General features: G+C 53.4%; 17 protein-coding genes. 15 read left to right on the top strand and 2 right to left on the bottom strand.

Annotated features, from left to right (window positions below; genetic code table 11):
* Positions 1-56: 56 nt before the first annotated feature.
* Positions 57-1925, bottom strand: coding sequence for a low affinity potassium transporter Kup (kup, locus tag F8561_RS05655; RefSeq protein WP_014172271.1), 1869 nt, complete (start codon positions 1923-1925; stop codon positions 57-59).
* Between the two features lie 222 nt (positions 1926-2147).
* On the opposite strand from kup, the gene ravA reads away from it, so the two are divergent.
* Both ravA and viaA read left to right on the top strand, forming a co-directional pair.
* On the top strand, positions 2148-3644 hold the full coding sequence (ravA, locus tag F8561_RS05650; protein ID WP_041162920.1) for an ATPase RavA: 1497 nt from the start codon (positions 2148-2150) through the stop codon (positions 3642-3644).
* Positions 3638-5089: an ATPase RavA stimulator ViaA gene (viaA, locus tag F8561_RS05645; RefSeq protein ID WP_032680053.1), complete on the top strand. Its 1452-nt coding sequence runs from the start codon at positions 3638-3640 to the stop codon at positions 5087-5089. The genes ravA and viaA overlap by 7 nt, the downstream gene beginning before the upstream one ends.
* Here the strand turns inward: viaA and asnA are convergent, their stop codons facing one another.
* Positions 5090-6082 (bottom strand): aspartate--ammonia ligase, encoded by a 993-nt coding sequence (asnA, locus tag F8561_RS05640; RefSeq protein ID WP_151887233.1) that lies wholly within the window; start codon positions 6080-6082, stop codon positions 5090-5092.
* A gap of 151 nt (positions 6083-6233) precedes the next feature.
* Here asnA and asnC point away from each other — a divergent pair, with 151 nt between their 5' ends.
* The 13 genes from asnC to F8561_RS05575 all read left to right on the top strand — a co-directional run bounded on the left by asnC (position 6234) and on the right by F8561_RS05575 (position 17720).
* Positions 6234-6692 (top strand): transcriptional regulator AsnC, encoded by a 459-nt coding sequence (asnC, locus tag F8561_RS05635; RefSeq protein ID WP_014172275.1) that lies wholly within the window; start codon positions 6234-6236, stop codon positions 6690-6692.
* A 90-nt stretch (positions 6693-6782) separates the two neighbouring features.
* On the top strand, positions 6783-7232 hold the full coding sequence (mioC, locus tag F8561_RS05630) for an FMN-binding protein MioC (protein ID WP_020882767.1): 450 nt from the start codon (positions 6783-6785) through the stop codon (positions 7230-7232).
* A gap of 374 nt (positions 7233-7606) precedes the next feature.
* Positions 7607-9496, top strand: a complete 1890-nt coding sequence (gene mnmG / locus F8561_RS05625) for a tRNA uridine-5-carboxymethylaminomethyl(34) synthesis enzyme MnmG (protein WP_113656893.1) — start codon at positions 7607-7609, stop codon at positions 9494-9496.
* Positions 9497-9596: 100 nt separating this feature from the next.
* The gene (gene rsmG, locus F8561_RS05620; protein WP_032679279.1) at positions 9597-10220 is read left to right on the top strand and encodes a 16S rRNA (guanine(527)-N(7))-methyltransferase RsmG; all 624 of its coding nucleotides are present in this window, start codon (positions 9597-9599) and stop codon (positions 10218-10220) included.
* Between the two features lie 616 nt (positions 10221-10836).
* A complete protein-coding gene (gene atpI / locus F8561_RS05615) occupies positions 10837-11217 on the top strand; it encodes a F0F1 ATP synthase subunit I (RefSeq protein WP_008500194.1) in 381 nt (126 codons plus the stop codon).
* Positions 11218-11225: 8 nt separating this feature from the next.
* Positions 11226-12041, top strand: a complete 816-nt coding sequence (gene atpB, locus F8561_RS05610) for a F0F1 ATP synthase subunit A (protein ID WP_014172280.1) — start codon at positions 11226-11228, stop codon at positions 12039-12041.
* 49 nt (positions 12042-12090) lie between these two features.
* Positions 12091-12330, top strand: a complete 240-nt coding sequence (atpE, locus tag F8561_RS05605) for a F0F1 ATP synthase subunit C (protein WP_000429386.1) — start codon at positions 12091-12093, stop codon at positions 12328-12330.
* 48 nt (positions 12331-12378) lie between these two features.
* A complete protein-coding gene (atpF, locus tag F8561_RS05600; protein WP_003862370.1) occupies positions 12379-12849 on the top strand; it encodes a F0F1 ATP synthase subunit B in 471 nt (156 codons plus the stop codon).
* 14 nt (positions 12850-12863) lie between these two features.
* Complete coding sequence (atpH, locus tag F8561_RS05595) at positions 12864-13397, top strand: F0F1 ATP synthase subunit delta (protein WP_014172281.1); 534 nt, start codon at positions 12864-12866, stop codon at positions 13395-13397.
* Between the two features lie 12 nt (positions 13398-13409).
* Complete coding sequence (atpA, locus tag F8561_RS05590) at positions 13410-14951, top strand: F0F1 ATP synthase subunit alpha (RefSeq protein WP_006808751.1); 1542 nt, start codon at positions 13410-13412, stop codon at positions 14949-14951.
* 51 nt (positions 14952-15002) lie between these two features.
* Entirely contained in the window at positions 15003-15866 is an 864-nt protein-coding gene (gene atpG / locus F8561_RS05585; RefSeq protein WP_020882764.1) for a F0F1 ATP synthase subunit gamma, read from the top strand.
* Positions 15867-15897: 31 nt separating this feature from the next.
* A complete protein-coding gene (atpD, locus tag F8561_RS05580; RefSeq protein ID WP_006177559.1) occupies positions 15898-17280 on the top strand; it encodes a F0F1 ATP synthase subunit beta in 1383 nt (460 codons plus the stop codon).
* Positions 17281-17300: 20 nt separating this feature from the next.
* Positions 17301-17720 (top strand): F0F1 ATP synthase subunit epsilon, encoded by a 420-nt coding sequence (locus F8561_RS05575; protein ID WP_006177560.1) that lies wholly within the window; start codon positions 17301-17303, stop codon positions 17718-17720.
* Positions 17721-18015 lie beyond the last annotated feature (295 nt).

Here is an 18015-nt window from a genome sequence, read left to right as displayed (position 1 = left end):
CTTTTTTAGGGTTGCACCCTCTCCATCCAGGAGAGGGCTTCAGGCCACTTGAGGACCTAGATTTCGACCTGCGTTCCCAGCTCAATCACACGGTTAGGCGGGATCTCAAACTGGTCAGGCGCGCGAAGGGCGTTACGCTGCAGGATAAGATACAACTTGCCGCGCAGACGCAAATACCAGGGGCGCTTGCCGATAATCAGCGACTCGTGGGACATAAAGAACGAGGTCTCCATCATGCGACAGCTCAGACCTTCCAGACCGCAGCGATGGAATACCTCTTCGACGTTTGGTGTCTCACGCCAGCCGTAGCTTGCCACTACGCGCCAGAAGGTCGGCGACAGTTGCTCGATTTGCACGCGGCGGACATTGTGGACGTACGGGGCATCTTCGGTGCGCAGGGTCAGCAGGATCACGCGCTCGTGCAGCACTTTGTTGTGCTTGAGGTTATGCATCAGCGCAAACGGGATAACGTTCAGCGCACGCGACATATACACCGCGGTGCCCGGCACGCGTACCGGCGGCGATTTCTCCAGCGAGGCAATCATAGCCTCCAGGGAGTTACCGTGCTCATGCATACGGCGCAGAAGGCGGAAACGTTCGCTTTTCCACGTGGTCATGACAATGAACATCACCAGACCGAGCGTCAACGGCAGCCAGCCACCGGAGACAATCTTGTCGAGGTTGGCGGAGAACAGCGGCACGTCAATGCACAGGAAGCCGACCAGAATCATCATCACGAGGAATTTGTTCCAGTGCCAGTTTCGGTACGCTACCGTGGTGGAGAGCAGCGAGGTCAGTACCATCGTACCGGTTACCGCAATACCGTACGCCGCCGCCAGGTTGCTGGAGTGCTCGAAGCTGACGATGACAATCACCACGGCGAAATAGAGCAGCCAGTTGATGAACGGAATGTAAATCTGGCCCGACTCCATCTCGGAGGTATGGATAATGCGCATAGGCGAGAGATACCCCAGACGCACAGCCTGACGCGTCAGAGAGAACACGCCTGAAATTACCGCCTGCGAGGCAATAACGGTCGCCAGCGTCGCCAGAATCAGCATGGGCACCAGCGCCCAGTCCGGAGCCAGCAGGAAGAATGGGTTCTTAATCGCCTCCGGGTTTTGCAGCAGCAGCGCACCCTGACCGAAATAGTTCAGCACCAGCGACGGCAGGACCACTAAAAACCACGCCACGCGGATAGGCAGTTTCCCGAAGTGCCCCATATCGGCATACAGCGCCTCAACACCGGTGATAGAGAGCACGACGGCACCGAGCGCGACGAAGGAAACCACTTTGTATTCAAGGAAGAAATGCACGGCCCAGTATGGGTTCAGCGCATGCAGCACGTCCGGGTTAGCAATAATGCTGCGTAAACCTAGTGCCGCCAGGACCAGGAACCAGGCCAGCATAATCGGAGCGAACAGCTTGCCCACCAGCCCGGTGCCATGCTTCTGGATGATGAACAGCAGCGTCAGGACAAGGATCGCCAGCGGAACAACCCACGAATCAAGCTGTGGCGCGATAATCTCCAGCCCCTCTATCGCCGAGAGAACCGAAATCGCGGGCGTAATGACGACTTCCCCATAGAAGAAGCTGCCGCCAATCAGGCCGATAATGACCAGCACCGACGTCATTCTGGCGGAGGTATTCCGCCCGGCAAGGGACATCAGAGTCAGGATCCCCCCTTCACCGGCGTTATCTGCACGCATAACGAAGGAGAGGTATTTCACTGAAACCACCAGGATCAGCAGCCAGAAGATGAGGGACAGGAAGCCAAAGACGGCATCGCGCTCAACACCAAAACCAAACTGACCGGACAGACATTCACGAAGCGTATAAAGCGGGCTGGTGCCGATATCACCGTAGACAACCCCGATCGCCGCAAGCGTTATTGCGGGTAATGATTGCTTATTATCAGTGCTCATAGACTAGTCTTTTCGTTTAAATAACAAATGTGTGCTTAGTCCCTTGGCCCACAAAAAGCGCACAGTATGCACGATTCAATGCAAAATCGTACCCCTAAATGCAACCGCATTAATGTAGCGCAAAGAAAATAGCGCCGCACTTCAGTCTATTACCAGCCCTGACTGAAACGTCTATACTCGCTTCAATTGGCCGCCACGACGGCGAAAGGATGCAAAACTATTATGGCTCACTCACATTTAATAGCAGAAAGAATTTCCCGCCTCAGCGGCGCGCTGGAAAAAGGCCTTTTCGAGCGTAGCCACGCCATTCGCCTCTGTTTACTGGCGGCGTTGAGCGGTGAAAGCGTCTTTCTGCTTGGTCCTCCGGGCATCGCCAAAAGCCTGATTGCCCGCCGGCTGAAATTTGCCTTTCAGAACGCCCGCGCTTTCGAATACCTGATGACCCGCTTTTCCACCCCAGAAGAAGTTTTCGGCCCGCTTTCCATTCAGGCGCTGAAAGATGAGGGGCGCTATCAGCGCCTGACTGAGGGGTATCTTCCGGAAGCGGAAATTGTTTTTCTTGATGAGATCTGGAAAGCGGGGCCGGCTATTCTGAACACCCTGCTCACGGCGATAAACGAACGCCGATTCCGCAACGGTGCCAGCGAAGAGAAAATCCCGATGCGCCTGCTGGTGGCGGCCTCTAACGAACTCCCGGAAGCCGACAGCAGCCTTGAAGCGCTGTATGACCGCATGCTGATCCGCCTGTGGCTCGACAAAGTGCAGGATAAATCCAACTTCCGCTCGATGCTGATCAGCCAGCAGGATGAGAATGAAAACCCGGTCCCCGCTTCGCTGCAGGTCACGGATGAGGAGTATTACCAGTGGCAGGAGGATATCGGCAAAATCACACTGCCGGATTCGGTGTTTGAGCTGATCTATCTGCTGCGCCAGCAGCTCGATTTACTGCCTTCTGCGCCGTATGTTTCCGATCGTCGCTGGAAAAAAGCGATCCGCCTGCTGCAGGCCAGCGCCCTGTTCAGCGGCCGCGATGCCGTTGCGCCAATCGATCTGATCCTTTTAAAAGATTGTCTCTGGCACGACGCGGAAGGCATGAACCTGATGCAGCAGCAGCTTGACGTATTGATGACCGGACACGCCTGGGGCCAGCAGTCCATGCTCAACCAGCTGGGAGCGATTGCCCAACGGCGTATTCAGCTGCAGCAACAACAAAGCGACAAAACAGCACTGAAAGTAAACCGCCTTGGCGGCATGTTCGCCCGCAAAGCGCATTATGAGCTGCCGTCCGAACTGACCAGTACAACGCTGACGCTCCTGCTTCAACAGCCCCTTAAGCTGCATGACATGCAGGTGGTCCATATCACCGTGGAGCGAGAGCCACTGGCTCAGTGGCTTGATAAGGGCGGGGAGATCCGCGGCAAACTCAACGGCATCGGTTTTGCCCAGCCGCTGACGCTGGAAGTGGACAGCAGCCAGCATCTGGTGATCCGCGACGTCAGCCTACAGGGTTCGCGTCTTGCGCTTCCAGGAACCGCCTCTGACAGCGTGCCGGAAGAGATTAAACGCCAGCTTGAAGCGCTGGATACGGAATGGCACCAGCAACATACGCGCTTCAGCGAGCAGCAAAAATGCCTCTTTATTCATAGCGACTGGTTAGGTCGCATCGAAGCCAGCCTGCAGGATGTCAGCGCGCAGATCAAACAGGCTCGTCAATGCTAACGCTGGATACGCTTAACGTCATGCTGGCCGTCAGCGAAGAGGGGTTGATCGAAGAGGTGGTCATCACCCTTCTGGCCTCCCCGCAGCTGGCGGCTTTTTTTGAAAAATTCCCGCGGCTCAAAAAGGCGATGACCGACGATCTCCCGCGCTGGCGCGAAAATCTGCGCCAGCGGTTTAAAGAGACCGAAGTCCCCCCAGAATTAACTGACGAGGTGGCCTGCTATCAGCAGTGCCAGCGGCTCTCTACGTCACAGTTTATCGCCCAGCTCCCGCAAACCCTGACGTTACTCGACACGGTACACTCTCCGTTTGCCAGCCAGGCGCGAGCGCTGGTCACGGATAACGCCACGTTTACCCCCGCGCTACACACCCTCTTTTTACAACGCTGGCGCCTCAGCCTGGTGGTGCAGGCCACAACGTTGAACCAGCAGTTGCTGGATGAGGAGCGTGAACAGCTGCTTAGCGAAGTGCAGGAACGCATGACCTTAAGCGGTCAGCTGGAGCAGGTGCTGGTGGAAAATGATAACGCCGCCGGGCGTCTTTGGGATATGAGCGCCGGTCAGCTGCGGCGCGGAGATTACCAGCTCATCGTCAAGTACGGCGATTTTCTGGCACAGCAGCCAGAGCTGATGAAGCTTGCCGAACAGCTGGGTCGCTCACGGGAGGCCAAATCGGTCCCAAAGAAAGATGCCCCAATGGAGACCTTCCGCACCCTGGTCCGTGAACCGGCCACCGTGCCTGAGCAAGTGGATGGGCTCCAGCAAAGCGACGATATTTTGCGCCTGCTGCCCACGGAGTTGAGTACGCTGGGGATGACCGAGCTTGAGTACGAGTTTTATCGCCGGCTGGTGGAAAAACAGCTTCTGACCTACCGGTTGCATGGCGAAGCCTGGCGTGAAAAGCTCAGCCAGCGCCCGGTCATCCATCAGGATTTTGACGAACAGCCGCGCGGGCCCTTTATTGTGTGCGTGGATACGTCCGGCTCGATGGGAGGGTTTAACGAACAGTGCGCGAAAGCGTTCTGCCTGGCTCTGATGCGCGTGGCGCTCGCCGATCGACGTCGCTGCTTCATCATGCTCTTTTCCAGCGAAGTTGTGGGGTATGAACTGACCCATCAGCAGGGTATTGAGCAGGCGATCCGCTTTTTAAGCCAGCGCTTTCGTGGCGGTACCGATCTGGCCAGCTGTTTTCGAAGCATCGTTGAGCGGATGCAGGGCGGAGACTGGTATGACGCTGACGCCGTGGTCATCTCCGATTTTATTGCCCAGCGGCTACCGGATGACGTGGTGAATAAAGTGAAGGAGCTACAGCGAGTGCACCAGCACCGTTTCCATGCTGTGGCGATGTCTGCCCATGGAAAGCCCGGCATCATGCGCATCTTCGATCATATCTGGCGCTTTGATACCGGGTTACGTAGCCGCCTGCTAAGACGCTGGCAGCGCTAATTACAGAAGAGATTCAACGCGATCGCGTACCTGTTGTGGCCAGACACCGCACTGCACCTGACCAATATGAGGCAGCTGCAACAGCAGCATGGTCAGACGGGACTGGCCAATACCGCCGCCAATGGTCTGCGGCATCTCTCCGCGCAGCAGCGCCTGGTGCCACTCCAGCGTAAGACGATCTTCATCCCCGGTCAGTGCCAGCTGACGTTTCAGGGCGTCAGCATCCACGCGGATCCCCATTGAAGAGAGCTCGAACGCATCTTCCAGCACCGGGTTCCAGACCAGAATATCGCCGTTCAGACCGGCGAGTTCGCCGTCACCCGTCGTGCTCCAGTCATCATAATCCGGCGCACGCACATCATGGCGTTTACCGTCAGACAATTTGCCGCCAATCCCGATCAAGAATACAGCACCCAATTCTTTGGCGATCGCACGCTCACGGCCTTTGGCATCCAGATCGGGATAACGGCTCAGCAGTTCCTGGCTGTGGACAAAGTGGATCGATTCCGGCAGGAACGGTGCCAGACCAAACTCTTTGCTCACTGCCGCTTCGGTCGCTTTGATCCCGGCGTAGATCGCCTCAACGGTGGATTTCAGCGTACCGACGTGACGCTCGCCATCGCCCATGACGCGCTCCCAGTCCCATTGATCGACGTAGACAGAGTGCATTGGCGTAAGACGGTCTTCATCGGGGCGAAGGGCTTTCATGTGCGTGTAAAGCCCTTCGCCCGCGCTGAAGTCGTGTTGTCCCAGGGTTTGACGTTTCCACTTCGCAAGGGAATGCACCACTTCGAACTGGGCGTCTGGCAGTGTTTTCACTTTCACCTGTACCGCTTTTTCGCATCCAGAAAGGTTGTCCTGCGTCCCGTCACCCACGCGGCTGAGAATGGGCGCCTGGACTTCGATCAGACCAAGCTTGTCTTCCAGCTGACGTGAAAAATGGGATTTAACGAAGCTGATCTGGCGTTGTTTTGCGATGTAAGCGGTTTTCATTATTTATACTCCTGCGTCCTGTTGATAGAGATTAAGCAACAGAAATGGCCTGTTATTCAATAACCCATCAACAAAAAGCCACCTTCACTTTTTATTCATTAAAATAAGGCGCTAGAATAGAAAGATTCATTAATGTTAATAAGAAAAAGCTATGGAAAATTATCAGATCGATAATCTGGACCGCGGCATCCTGGAGGCCTTGATGGCCAATGCACGTACTGCCTACGCGGAACTGGCAAAACAGTTTGGCGTCAGTCCGGGCACAATCCACGTTCGCGTGGAAAAGATGAAACAGGCGGGGATCATTACCGGCGCACGTATCGACGTCAGCCCTAAGCAGCTGGGTTATGACGTCTGCTGCTTTATTGGCATTATTCTCAAAAGCGCCAAAGACTATCCGTCAGCCCTGGCGAAGCTCAACGCGCTTGAAGAAGTCACGGAGGCGTACTACACCACCGGGCACTACAGTATCTTTATAAAGGTGATGTGCCGCTCCATTGATGCCCTCCAGCAGGTACTTATCAACAAGATCCAAACAATTGATGAAATTCAGTCCACTGAAACATTGATCTCCCTGCAGAACCCGATCATGCGTACCATCCGCCCCTGATCGGGCAAATTCATTCCCACATTTTCCACAGGTAGATCCCAGCTCGTTCACAGCGTACAATGAGCCCCTCTTTATTTGAGCGAGCGATCAATGGCAGACATTACCCTTATCAGTGGCAGCACCCTGGGCGGCGCGGAATACGTTGCGGAACATCTGGCTGAGAAGCTGGAAGACGCGGGCTTTTCCACCGAAACACTGCACGGCCCGTTGCTTGACGATCTCCCGACTGATGGGGTCTGGCTACTGATCACCTCGACGCACGGCGCAGGCGATCTGCCGGATAATCTGCAACCTTTATATGACGAACTGCTGGAACAGCAGCCTGACCTGTCAAACGTCCGTTTTGGCGCGGTGGGTATCGGCAGTCGTGAATATGACACCTTTTGCGGTGCAATAGAGAAAGTCGAAGCCGCTGTGACGGCCTGTGGGGCAAAACAGCTGGGTGAAACACTGAAGATCAACATCCTCGATCATGACATTCCGGAAGATCCAGCGGAGATCTGGCTGGGTGAATGGAAAAATTTACTCAAAAACGATTAAAGATCGCGCGAACAGATGTGGATAACTCTGGTTAAAAGCTCGTATTAAGCGGTAGTTATCCAAGTTATAACTCTGAGGCCGTTTTGGCCCTGTGTATAAAGTCGCGATCTGATCCCAGCTTATACTGGCCAGGATCACCGATCATTCACAGCAAACGATCCTTTCTAACTGCATGATCTTCATCGTGAGATCGGGCTTATCCACAGAGGTACTCGATCCTAATAAGAGATCACAATAGAACAGATCTCTAAATAAAAAGATCTTCTTTTTAATAGCCCAGGATCCCAATGCTTTCTCGAAAGACTAAAGTTGAGTAGAATCCACGGCCCAGGCTTCAATCCATTTTCATACCGCTTTACGCGAGGCAGACCACCATGTTTTATCAGGATCCTTTTGACGTCATCATCATTGGCGGGGGTCATGCAGGCACTGAGGCCGCAATGGCCGCAGCGCGAATGGGTCAGCAGACCCTGCTTTTGACACACAATATCGACACGCTGGGACAAATGTCCTGTAATCCGGCGATTGGCGGCATTGGGAAAGGACACCTGGTAAAAGAAGTGGATGCACTTGGCGGCCTGATGGCGAAAGCGATCGATCATGCCGGCATCCAGTTTAGGATACTAAACGCGAGCAAAGGTCCCGCTGTGCGCGCTACCCGTGCTCAGGCAGACCGCGTGCTTTACCGTCAGGCGGTACGTACTGCCCTGGAGAATCAGCCAAACCTGATGATCTTCCAGCAGGCGGTAGAAGATCTTATCGTTGAAAACGATCGCGTTGTGGGTGCCGTAACCCAGATGGGCCTCAAGTTCCGCGCGAAAGCCGTCGTACTGACAGTCGGGACCTTCCTGGATGGCAAAATCCATATCGGTCTGGATAACTACAGCGGTGGCCGTGCTGGCGATCCGCCGTCCATTCCGCTGTCTCGTCGCCTGCGTGAACTTCCGCTGCGCGTCAGTCGCCTGAAAACAGGCACGCCACCGCGTATTGATGCGCGCACCATTGATTTCAGCGTGCTGGCACAACAGCACGGTGATAACCCCATGCCGGTGTTCTCGTTCATGGGCAATGCGGCTCAACATCCGCAGCAGGTACCTTGCTACATCACGCATACCAACGAAAAAACCCATGACGTGATCCGCAATAACCTTGACCGCAGCCCAATGTACGCTGGCGTGATCGAAGGAATCGGCCCGCGTTACTGTCCGTCGATCGAAGACAAAGTGATGCGCTTTGCCGATCGTAACCAGCACCAGATCTTCCTGGAGCCGGAAGGACTGACGTCAAATGAAATTTACCCGAACGGCATCTCCACCAGCCTGCCGTTCGATGTGCAGATGCAAATTGTTCGCTCAATGCAGGGTATGGAGAACGCGAAAATCGTTCGTCCTGGCTACGCTATTGAGTACGATTTCTTCGATCCGCGTGACCTGAAGCCAACCCTGGAGAGCAAATTCATCCACGGTCTGTTCTTCGCCGGCCAGATTAACGGCACGACCGGTTACGAAGAAGCTGCCGCTCAGGGTCTGCTTGCCGGTCTGAACGCAGCACGCTTCTCTGCGGAGAAAGAGGGCTGGGCACCTGCGCGTTCTCAGGCTTATCTGGGCGTGCTGGTCGACGATCTTTGCACCCTGGGTACCAAAGAACCGTACCGTATGTTTACCTCTCGCGCGGAATATCGCCTGATGCTGCGCGAAGATAACGCCGACCTGCGTCTGACCGAAGTGGGTCGTGAACTGGGTCTGGTGGATGACGAACGCTGGGCGCGCTTCAACGAAAAACTGGAACGCATTGAGCAGGAACGTCAGCGCCTGAAAACCACCTGGGTGAATCCCCAGGCGGAAACCGCTGCAGAAGTGAATGCTCACTTAACTGCGCCGCTTTCGCGCGAAGCCAGCGGCGAAGACTTGCTGCGTCGCCCTGAAGTGACCTACGAGAACCTGGTGAAACTGACCGCGTTCGCGCCTGGCCTTGAAGACGCTGAAGCGGCTGAACAGGTTGAGATCCAGGTCAAATACGAAGGTTACATCGCGCGTCAGCAGGATGAGATTGAAAAACAGCAGCGCAACGAAAATACGCTGCTGCCGGAAATGCTGGACTACCGTCAGGTGACGGGGCTTTCCAATGAAGTGATCGCCAAGCTGAACGATCACAAGCCTGTGTCTATCGGTCAGGCATCCCGTATCTCCGGTGTCACACCTGCCGCGATTTCGATTCTGCTGGTGTGGCTGAAAAAGCAAGGTATGCTGCGCCGTAGCGCATAGTATCCAGTGCTTTTGGCGGGTGGCGCTTCGCTACCCGCCCTGCTAATTCGTAGGCCCGGTAAGCGCCACCGGGCAATTTATGTCTAAACAGGTACCCACTGTGCTCAATAAACTCTCTCGTCTGCTGGAACAGGCAGGTATTTCGCTCACCGATCACCAGAAAACTCAGCTGGTGGCCTATGTCGATATGCTGAACAAATGGAATAAAGCGTACAACCTGACGTCTGTTCGCGACCCCAACGAGATGCTGGTTCGTCATATCCTCGATAGCATCGTGGTTGCGCCGTATCTTAAAGGGGAGCGCTTTATCGATGTGGGCACAGGTCCTGGCCTGCCGGGGATCCCGCTGTCGATTGTCCGCCCTGAGAGCCATTTCACGCTGCTGGACAGCCTTGGCAAACGCGTCCGTTTTTTACGTCAGGTCCAGCATGAGCTGAAGCTGGAGAACATCGCCCCTGTACAGAGCAGGGTAGAGGCGTTCCCCGCGGAGCCGCCGTTTGACGGTGTTATCAGCCGCGCGTTTGCGTCGCTCAATGATATGGTGAGCTGGTGTAAGCACTTGCCTGCACAAGATGGCCGCTTTTATGCCCTGAAAGGGCAGTTGCCGGGCGATGAAATTGAACAGCTTCCGGAGGGTTTTGCTGTCGAATCCGTTGAGAAATTAAACATTCCTCAGCTTGAGGGTGAACGCCATCTGGTGATAATTAAGCCAAACAATTTTTAAATATTTAATAAAAATTGTGGAATTAGTGCTGTTCTGACCATGTTAAATAACAGCACAAATTCTCGGGTTTTACCGAAGAGAGTTTAACCTCTGTGTTACTAAGGTTTTTCTAACGGTTAACGTAACAGCCATTGTTCAGCATGAAGATAGTCAACATCGAAAATATCAGCCTGCTAAAAGTGGAATACGGCAACCAGAATCGAATGTTAAATATTTATTAAGAATGTCAATAAAAGGTTTTTATTGTATACCGGGCTGTTTTGAAAATAGTTACGATAATTTGTCTTTAATTTCATAAAGATGAAATAAACCGATTTGCGTCTTTGATAAATACACCCTTATCGCAAATGTGTATTTTGTGATCTCGTGCACGCTTTGTAGCCAACGTTTTCGCGCTGTTTGCAGTTTTGGTCGAAGGTCGTGGCTTTCAGGAAAAGTTAAAAAATAGCGGCGGGGAAAAATATTTAAACATTTATTCACCTTTTCGCTACTTAATGTTTGAAATCACGGGTGCGCACCGTATAATTTGACCGCTTTTTGATGCTTGACTCTGAGCCTTAAAGGACGTTTTATACGACACGCGGCATACCTCGAAGGGAGCAGGAGTAAAAACGTGATGTCTGTGTCGCTCTTGAGTAGAAACGTTGCTCGTAAGCTTCTGTTCATTCAGTTTCTGGCTGTGATAGCAAGTGGACTGCTGTTTAGCCTCAAAGACCCCTTCTGGGGCATCTCCGCCGTGTGCGGGGGTTTGGCGGTTGTTCTGCCAAACGTATTGTTTATGATTTTTGCCTGGCGTCATCAGGCACATACACCCGCCAAAGGCCGTGTGGCCTGGTCCTTCGCTCTCGGTGAAGTGTGTAAGGTGTTGCTGACCTTTGCTCTACTGGTGATGGCGCTGGCGGTTTTGAAAGTGGTATTCATGCCGCTGATAGCAACGTGGGTTTTGGTGCTGGTGGTACAAGTTCTGGCTCCAGCTGTAATCAACAACAAAGGGTAAAAGGCATCATGGCTTCAGAAAATATGACGCCGCAGGATTACATAGGTCACCATCTGAATAACCTTCAGCTGGACCTGCGTACATTCTCGCTGGTGGATCCGCATAACCCCCCGGCCACCTTCTGGACGATCAACATCGACTCCATGTTCTTCTCGGTCGTTTTGGGTCTTCTGTTCCTGGCCATGTTCCGCGGTGTTGCGAAAAGAGCGACCAGCGGTGTTCCAGGGAAATTCCAGACGTTCATCGAAATGATCATCGGCTTCGTCCATGGCAGCGTCAAAGACATGTACCATGGTAAGAGCAAGCTGATTGCTCCGCTGGCCCTGACCGTGTTCGTTTGGGTGTTCCTGATGAACCTGATGGACCTGCTGCCAATCGATTTCCTGCCGTGGATTGGCGAACATGTCCTCGGTCTGCCAGCACTGCGCGTGGTGCCGTCCGCTGACGTGAACATCACCCTGTCGATGGCGCTGGGCGTGTTTATCCTGATTCTTTTCTACAGCATCAAAATGAAAGGCGTAAGCGGCTTCGTGAAAGAGCTTACCTTGCAGCCGTTCAACCACTGGGCGTTTATTCCGGTCAACCTGATCCTGGAAGGCGTTAGCCTGCTGTCCAAACCTGTTTCACTGGGTCTGCGACTGTTCGGCAACATGTATGCGGGTGAGCTGATTTTCATTCTGATCGCGGGTCTTCTGCCGTGGTGGTCACAGTGGATTCTGAATGTGCCTTGGGCCATTTTCCACATCCTGATCATTACGCTGCAAGCCTTTATCTTCATGGTTCTGACGATCGTCTATCTGTCGATGGCGTCTGAAGAGCACTGATTTTTTACCAACACTACTACGTTTTAATTGAAACAAACTGGAGACTGTCATGGAAAACCTGAATATGGATCTGCTGTACATGGCTGCCGCTGTGATGATGGGTCTGGCGGCTATCGGTGCTGCGATCGGTATCGGCATCCTCGGGGGCAAATTCCTGGAAGGCGCAGCGCGTCAACCTGATCTGATTCCTCTGCTGCGTACTCAGTTCTTTATCGTTATGGGTCTGGTGGATGCTATCCCAATGATCGCTGTAGGTCTGGGTCTGTACGTGATGTTTGCTGTCGCGTAGTAGTAGTTTTAAAACCCTAAGCCACAGATATTAAAGAGGTATTGTGCTGTGAACATGAACGCAACAATCCTCGGCCAGGCCATCGCGTTTATTCTCTTTGTCTGGTTCTGCATGAAGTATGTATGGCCGCCTTTAATGGCTGCCATCGAAAAACGTCAGAAAGAAATTGCTGACGGTCTGGCTTCTGCAGAACGCGCTAAGAAAGATTTGGACCTTGCACAGGCCAACGCGACAGACCAGCTGAAAAAAGCGAAAGCGGAAGCTCAGGTTATCATCGAACAGGCTAACAAACGCCGTTCGCAGATCCTGGACGAAGCCAAAGCTGAAGCAGAACAGGAACGTACTAAGATCGTGACACAAGCTCAGGCTGAAATTGAAGCTGAGCGTAAACGTGCTCGCGAAGAACTGCGTAAGCAGGTTGCGATTCTGGCTGTTGCTGGCGCCGAGAAGATCATCGAACGTTCCGTGGATGAAGCTGCTAACAGCGACATCGTGGACAAACTTGTCGCTGAACTGTAAGGAGGGAGGGGCTGATGTCTGAATTTGTTACGGTAGCTCGCCCCTACGCCAAAGCAGCTTTTGACTTTGCTGTCGAACACCAAAATGTCGATCGCTGGCAGGATATGCTGGCGTTTGCCGCTGAGGTGACGAAAAACGAACAAATGGCCGAGTTGCTTTCTGGTGCGTTAGCGCCTGAAACTCTCGCCGCGTCGTTTATCGCCGTGTGCGGAGAGCAACTGGATGCCAATGGTCAGAACCTGATTAAGGTAATGGCAGAAAATGGTCGTCTCCGTGTGCTCCCGGATGTTCTCGAGCAGTTTGAGCACTTACGTGCCCTTAGTGAAGCTACCGCTGAAGTCGAAGTGACTTCTGCGACTGAACTGAGTGATGAACAGCTTGCGAAAATTACCGCCGCGATGGAAAAACGTCTGTCACGCAAAGTTAAGCTGAATTGCAAAATCGATAAGTCTGTAATGGCAGGCGTAATCATCCGTTCGGGTGATATGGTCATTGATGGCAGCGTACGCGGCCGTCTTGAACGCCTTGCAGACGTCTTGCAGTCTTAAGGGGACTGGAGCATGCAACTGAATTCCACCGAAATCAGCGAACTGATCAAGCAGCGCATTGCTCAGTTCAGTGTTGTGAGCGAAGCTCACAACGAAGGTACTATTGTTTCTGTAAGTGACGGTGTTATCCGCATCCACGGCCTGGCCGATTGTATGCAGGGTGAGATGATTTCCCTGCCGGGTAACCGTTACGCTATCGCACTGAACCTGGAGCGCGACTCCGTAGGTGCAGTTGTGATGGGTCCATACGCTGACCTCGCCGAAGGCATGAAGGTTAAGTGTACTGGCCGTATTCTGGAAGTGCCGGTTGGCCGTGGCCTGCTGGGTCGCGTTGTTAACACCCTGGGTGCGCCAATCGACGGTAAAGGTCCGGTTGAGCACGATGGCTTCTCCCCAATCGAAGTTATCGCACCAGGCGTTATCGACCGTCAGTCCGTTGATCAGCCAGTGCAGACTGGTTATAAGTCCGTTGATGCCATGATTCCAATCGGTCGTGGCCAGCGTGAACTGATCATCGGTGACCGTCAGACCGGTAAAACCGCGATGGCTATCGACGCCATCATCAACCAGCGTGACTCCGGCATCAAATGTGTGTACGTGGCTATCGGCCAGAAAGCGTCCACCATTTCTAACGTGGTTCGTAAACTGGAAGAGCACGGCGCGCTGTCTAACACCATCGTTGTTGTGGCGACCGCTTCTGAATCTGCTGCACTGCAATACCTGGCACCATACGCCGGTTGCGCAATGGGCGAATACTTCCGTGACCGCGGTGAAGATGCGCTGATCGTATACGATGACCTGTCTAAACAGGCCGTTGCATATCGTCAGGTTTCCCTGCTGCTCCGTCGTCCACCTGGACGTGAAGCGTTCCCTGGCGACGTATTCTACCTCCACTCTCGTCTGCTGGAGCGTGCTTCCCGCGTTAACGCGGAATACGTCGAGAACTTCACCAAAGGTGAAGTGAAGGGTAAAACCGGCTCTCTGACCGCGCTGCCAATCATTGAAACCCAGGCGGGTGACGTTTCTGCGTTCGTTCCGACCAACGTAATCTCCATTACCGATGGTCAGATCTTCCTGGAAACCAACCTGTTTAACTCCGGTATTCGTCCGGCAGTTAACCCGGGTATCTCCGTATCCCGTGTGGGTGGTGCTGCTCAGACCAAGATCATCAAGAAACTGTCCGGTGGTATTCGTACCGCGCTGGCACAGTATCGTGAACTGGCTGCGTTCTCTCAGTTCGCATCCGATCTGGACGAAGCAACCCGTAAACAGCTGAGCCACGGTCAGAAAGTGACCGAGCTGCTGAAGCAAAAACAGTACGCACCAATGTCTGTTGCTCAGCAGGGCCTGGTTCTGTTCGCGGCTGAACGCGGTTACCTCGAAGATGTGGAACTGGCGAAAATCGGTAGCTTCGAAGCCGCTCTGCTGGCTTACGTCGACCGTGATCACGCTCCGCTGATGCAAGAGATCAACCAGACCGGTGGCTATAACGACGAAATCGAAGGTAAGCTGAAAGCTATCCTCGATTCCTTCAAAGCAACCCAATCCTGGTAATCGTCCGGCGGCTTGTCTCAGGACAAGCCGCCTGGCATTGAGGAGAAGCTCATGGCCGGCGCAAAAGAGATACGTAGTAAGATCGCAAGCGTCCAGAACACGCAAAAGATCACTAAAGCGATGGAGATGGTCGCCGCTTCCAAAATGCGTAAATCGCAGGATCGCATGGCGGCCAGCCGTCCTTATGCAGAAACCATGCGCAAAGTGATTGGTCACCTTGCAAACGGTAATCTGGAATATAAGCACCCTTACCTGGAAGAACGCGACGTTAAGCGCGTGGGCTACCTGGTGGTGTCGACCGACCGTGGTCTGTGTGGCGGCTTGAACATTAACCTGTTCAAAAAACTGCTGGCGGATATGAAAGCATGGTCTGAAAAAGGCGTTCAGTGCGATATCGCAATGATCGGCTCTAAAGGCGTCTCTTTCTTTAACTCCGTTGGTGGCAACATTGTCGCTCAGGTGACGGGTATGGGTGATAACCCTTCCCTGTCCGAGCTGATCGGCCCGGTTAAAGTGATGTTGCAGGCTTATGATGAAGGCCGTCTGGACAGACTGTACGTTGTCAGCAACAAATTTATTAACACCATGTCTCAGGTTCCAACGCTCACTCAGATGCTGCCTTTACCGGCATCAGAAGATGACGAGCTGAAGCAAAAATCCTGGGATTACCTGTATGAACCCGATCCGAAACCGCTGTTGGATACCCTGCTGCGTCGTTACGTTGAATCTCAGGTTTATCAGGGCGTTGTAGAAAACCTGGCCAGCGAGCAGGCCGCACGAATGGTGGCGATGAAAGCCGCGACCGATAATGGCGGCAGCCTGATTAAAGAGCTGCAGTTGGTTTACAACAAAGCTCGTCAGGCCAGCATTACTCAGGAACTCACCGAGATCGTCTCGGGGGCCGCCGCGGTTTAACCAGGTTTACGAATTACGTAGAGGATTCAAGATGGCTACTGGAAAGATTGTCCAGGTAATCGGCGCCGTGGTGGACGTCGAGTTCCCTCAGGACGCCGTACCACGCGTGTACGACGCGCTTGAGGTACAGAATGGTAACGAGAGCCTGGTGCTGGAAGTTCAGCAGCAGCTCGGCGGCGGTATCGTGCGTACCATCGCGATGGGTTCTTCCGACGGTCTGCGTCGTGGTCTGGAAGTTAAAGACCTTGAGCACCCGATCGAAGTCCCGGTAGGTAAAGCAACACTGGGTCGTATCATGAACGTATTGGGTCAACCAATCGACATGAAAGGCGACATCGGTGAAGAAGAGCGTTGGGCTATCCACCGCGCAGCACCTTCCTACGAAGAGCTGTCCAGCTCTCAGGAACTGCTGGAAACCGGCATCAAAGTTATCGACCTGATGTGTCCGTTTGCGAAGGGCGGTAAAGTTGGTCTGTTCGGTGGTGCGGGTGTAGGTAAAACCGTAAACATGATGGAGCTGATCCGTAACATCGCGATCGAGCACTCCGGTTACTCCGTATTTGCGGGCGTAGGTGAACGTACTCGTGAGGGTAACGACTTCTACCACGAAATGACCGACTCCAACGTTCTGGACAAAGTATCCCTGGTTTACGGTCAGATGAACGAGCCACCAGGAAACCGTCTGCGCGTTGCGCTGACTGGCCTGACTATGGCTGAGAAGTTCCGTGACGAAGGCCGTGACGTTCTGCTGTTCGTTGATAACATCTATCGTTACACCCTGGCCGGTACTGAAGTATCTGCACTGCTGGGTCGTATGCCTTCAGCGGTAGGTTATCAGCCGACGCTGGCGGAAGAGATGGGTGTTCTTCAGGAACGTATCACCTCTACCAAAACCGGTTCTATCACCTCCGTTCAGGCGGTATACGTACCTGCGGATGACTTGACTGACCCATCCCCAGCCACCACCTTTGCGCACCTTGACGCAACCGTGGTACTGAGCCGTCAGATCGCGTCTCTGGGTATCTACCCGGCCGTTGACCCGCTGGACTCCACCAGCCGTCAGCTGGATCCACTGGTTGTGGGTCAGGAACACTACGACACCGCGCGTGGCGTACAGTCCCTGCTGCAGCGTTACCAGGAACTGAAAGACATCATCGCCATCCTGGGTATGGATGAGCTGTCTGAAGAAGACAAACTGGTGGTAGCACGTGCGCGTAAGATCCAGCGCTTCCTGTCCCAGCCGTTCTTCGTTGCGGAAGTATTCACCGGTTCTCCGGGTAAATACGTTTCCCTGAAAGACACCATCCGTGGCTTTAAAGGCATCATGGAAGGCGAATACGATCACCTGCCGGAGCAGGCGTTCTACATGGTTGGTTCCATCGACGAAGCCGTGGAAAAAGCCAAAAAACTTTAACGCCTTAATCGGAGGGTGATATGGCAATGACTTACCACCTGGACGTCGTCAGCGCAGAGCAACAAATGTTCTCTGGTCTGGTCGAGAAAATCCAGGTAACGGGTAGTGAAGGTGAACTGGGTATTTTCCCGGGTCACGCACCGCTGCTCACCGCCATTAAGCCTGGTATGATCCGCATCGTTAAACAGTTCGGTCATGAAGAGTTTATCTATCTGTCCGGCGGCATTCTTGAAGTGCAGCCTGGCAGCGTGACCGTTCTGGCCGATACCGCTATTCGTGGCCAGGATCTCGACGAAGCACGAGCCCTGGAATCGAAGCGTAAGGCTGAAGAGCACATTAGCAGCTCTCATGGTGACGTGGATTACGCTCAGGCGTCTGCGGAGCTGGCCAAAGCGATCGCGAAACTGCGCGTTATCGAGTTGACCAAAAAAGCGATGTAACACCGGCTTGAAAAGCACAAAGCCAGTCTGGTTTCCAGGCTGGCTTTTTTTATGGTTTCGTATCACACCGATCTTTATTCATGATCCAAAAGAATAGCTAAGCTATTGTGTGTGCTAGCGACTTATCGCGAGAAGGCTATTTTCCAGAGAAAAAGGGGTTTACTCTGCCCCTAAAAATCGCCTCAAATAGCCATTATTGGCTGATGTTGAACGTTTTACCACCATTCCATTTTATGACGCAAAATATGTAGAATTTTCAACGTCAACGGGTTTAACTTCTTACTCAAATTACAGT

The sequence above is a fragment of the Enterobacter sp. 198 genome, from assembly GCF_009025585.1.
Taxonomy (GTDB): domain Bacteria; phylum Pseudomonadota; class Gammaproteobacteria; order Enterobacterales; family Enterobacteriaceae; genus Enterobacter; species Enterobacter ludwigii.
Note: the sequence above shows the minus strand (reverse complement) of the source record. Positions and strands in the feature narration are given on the sequence as shown.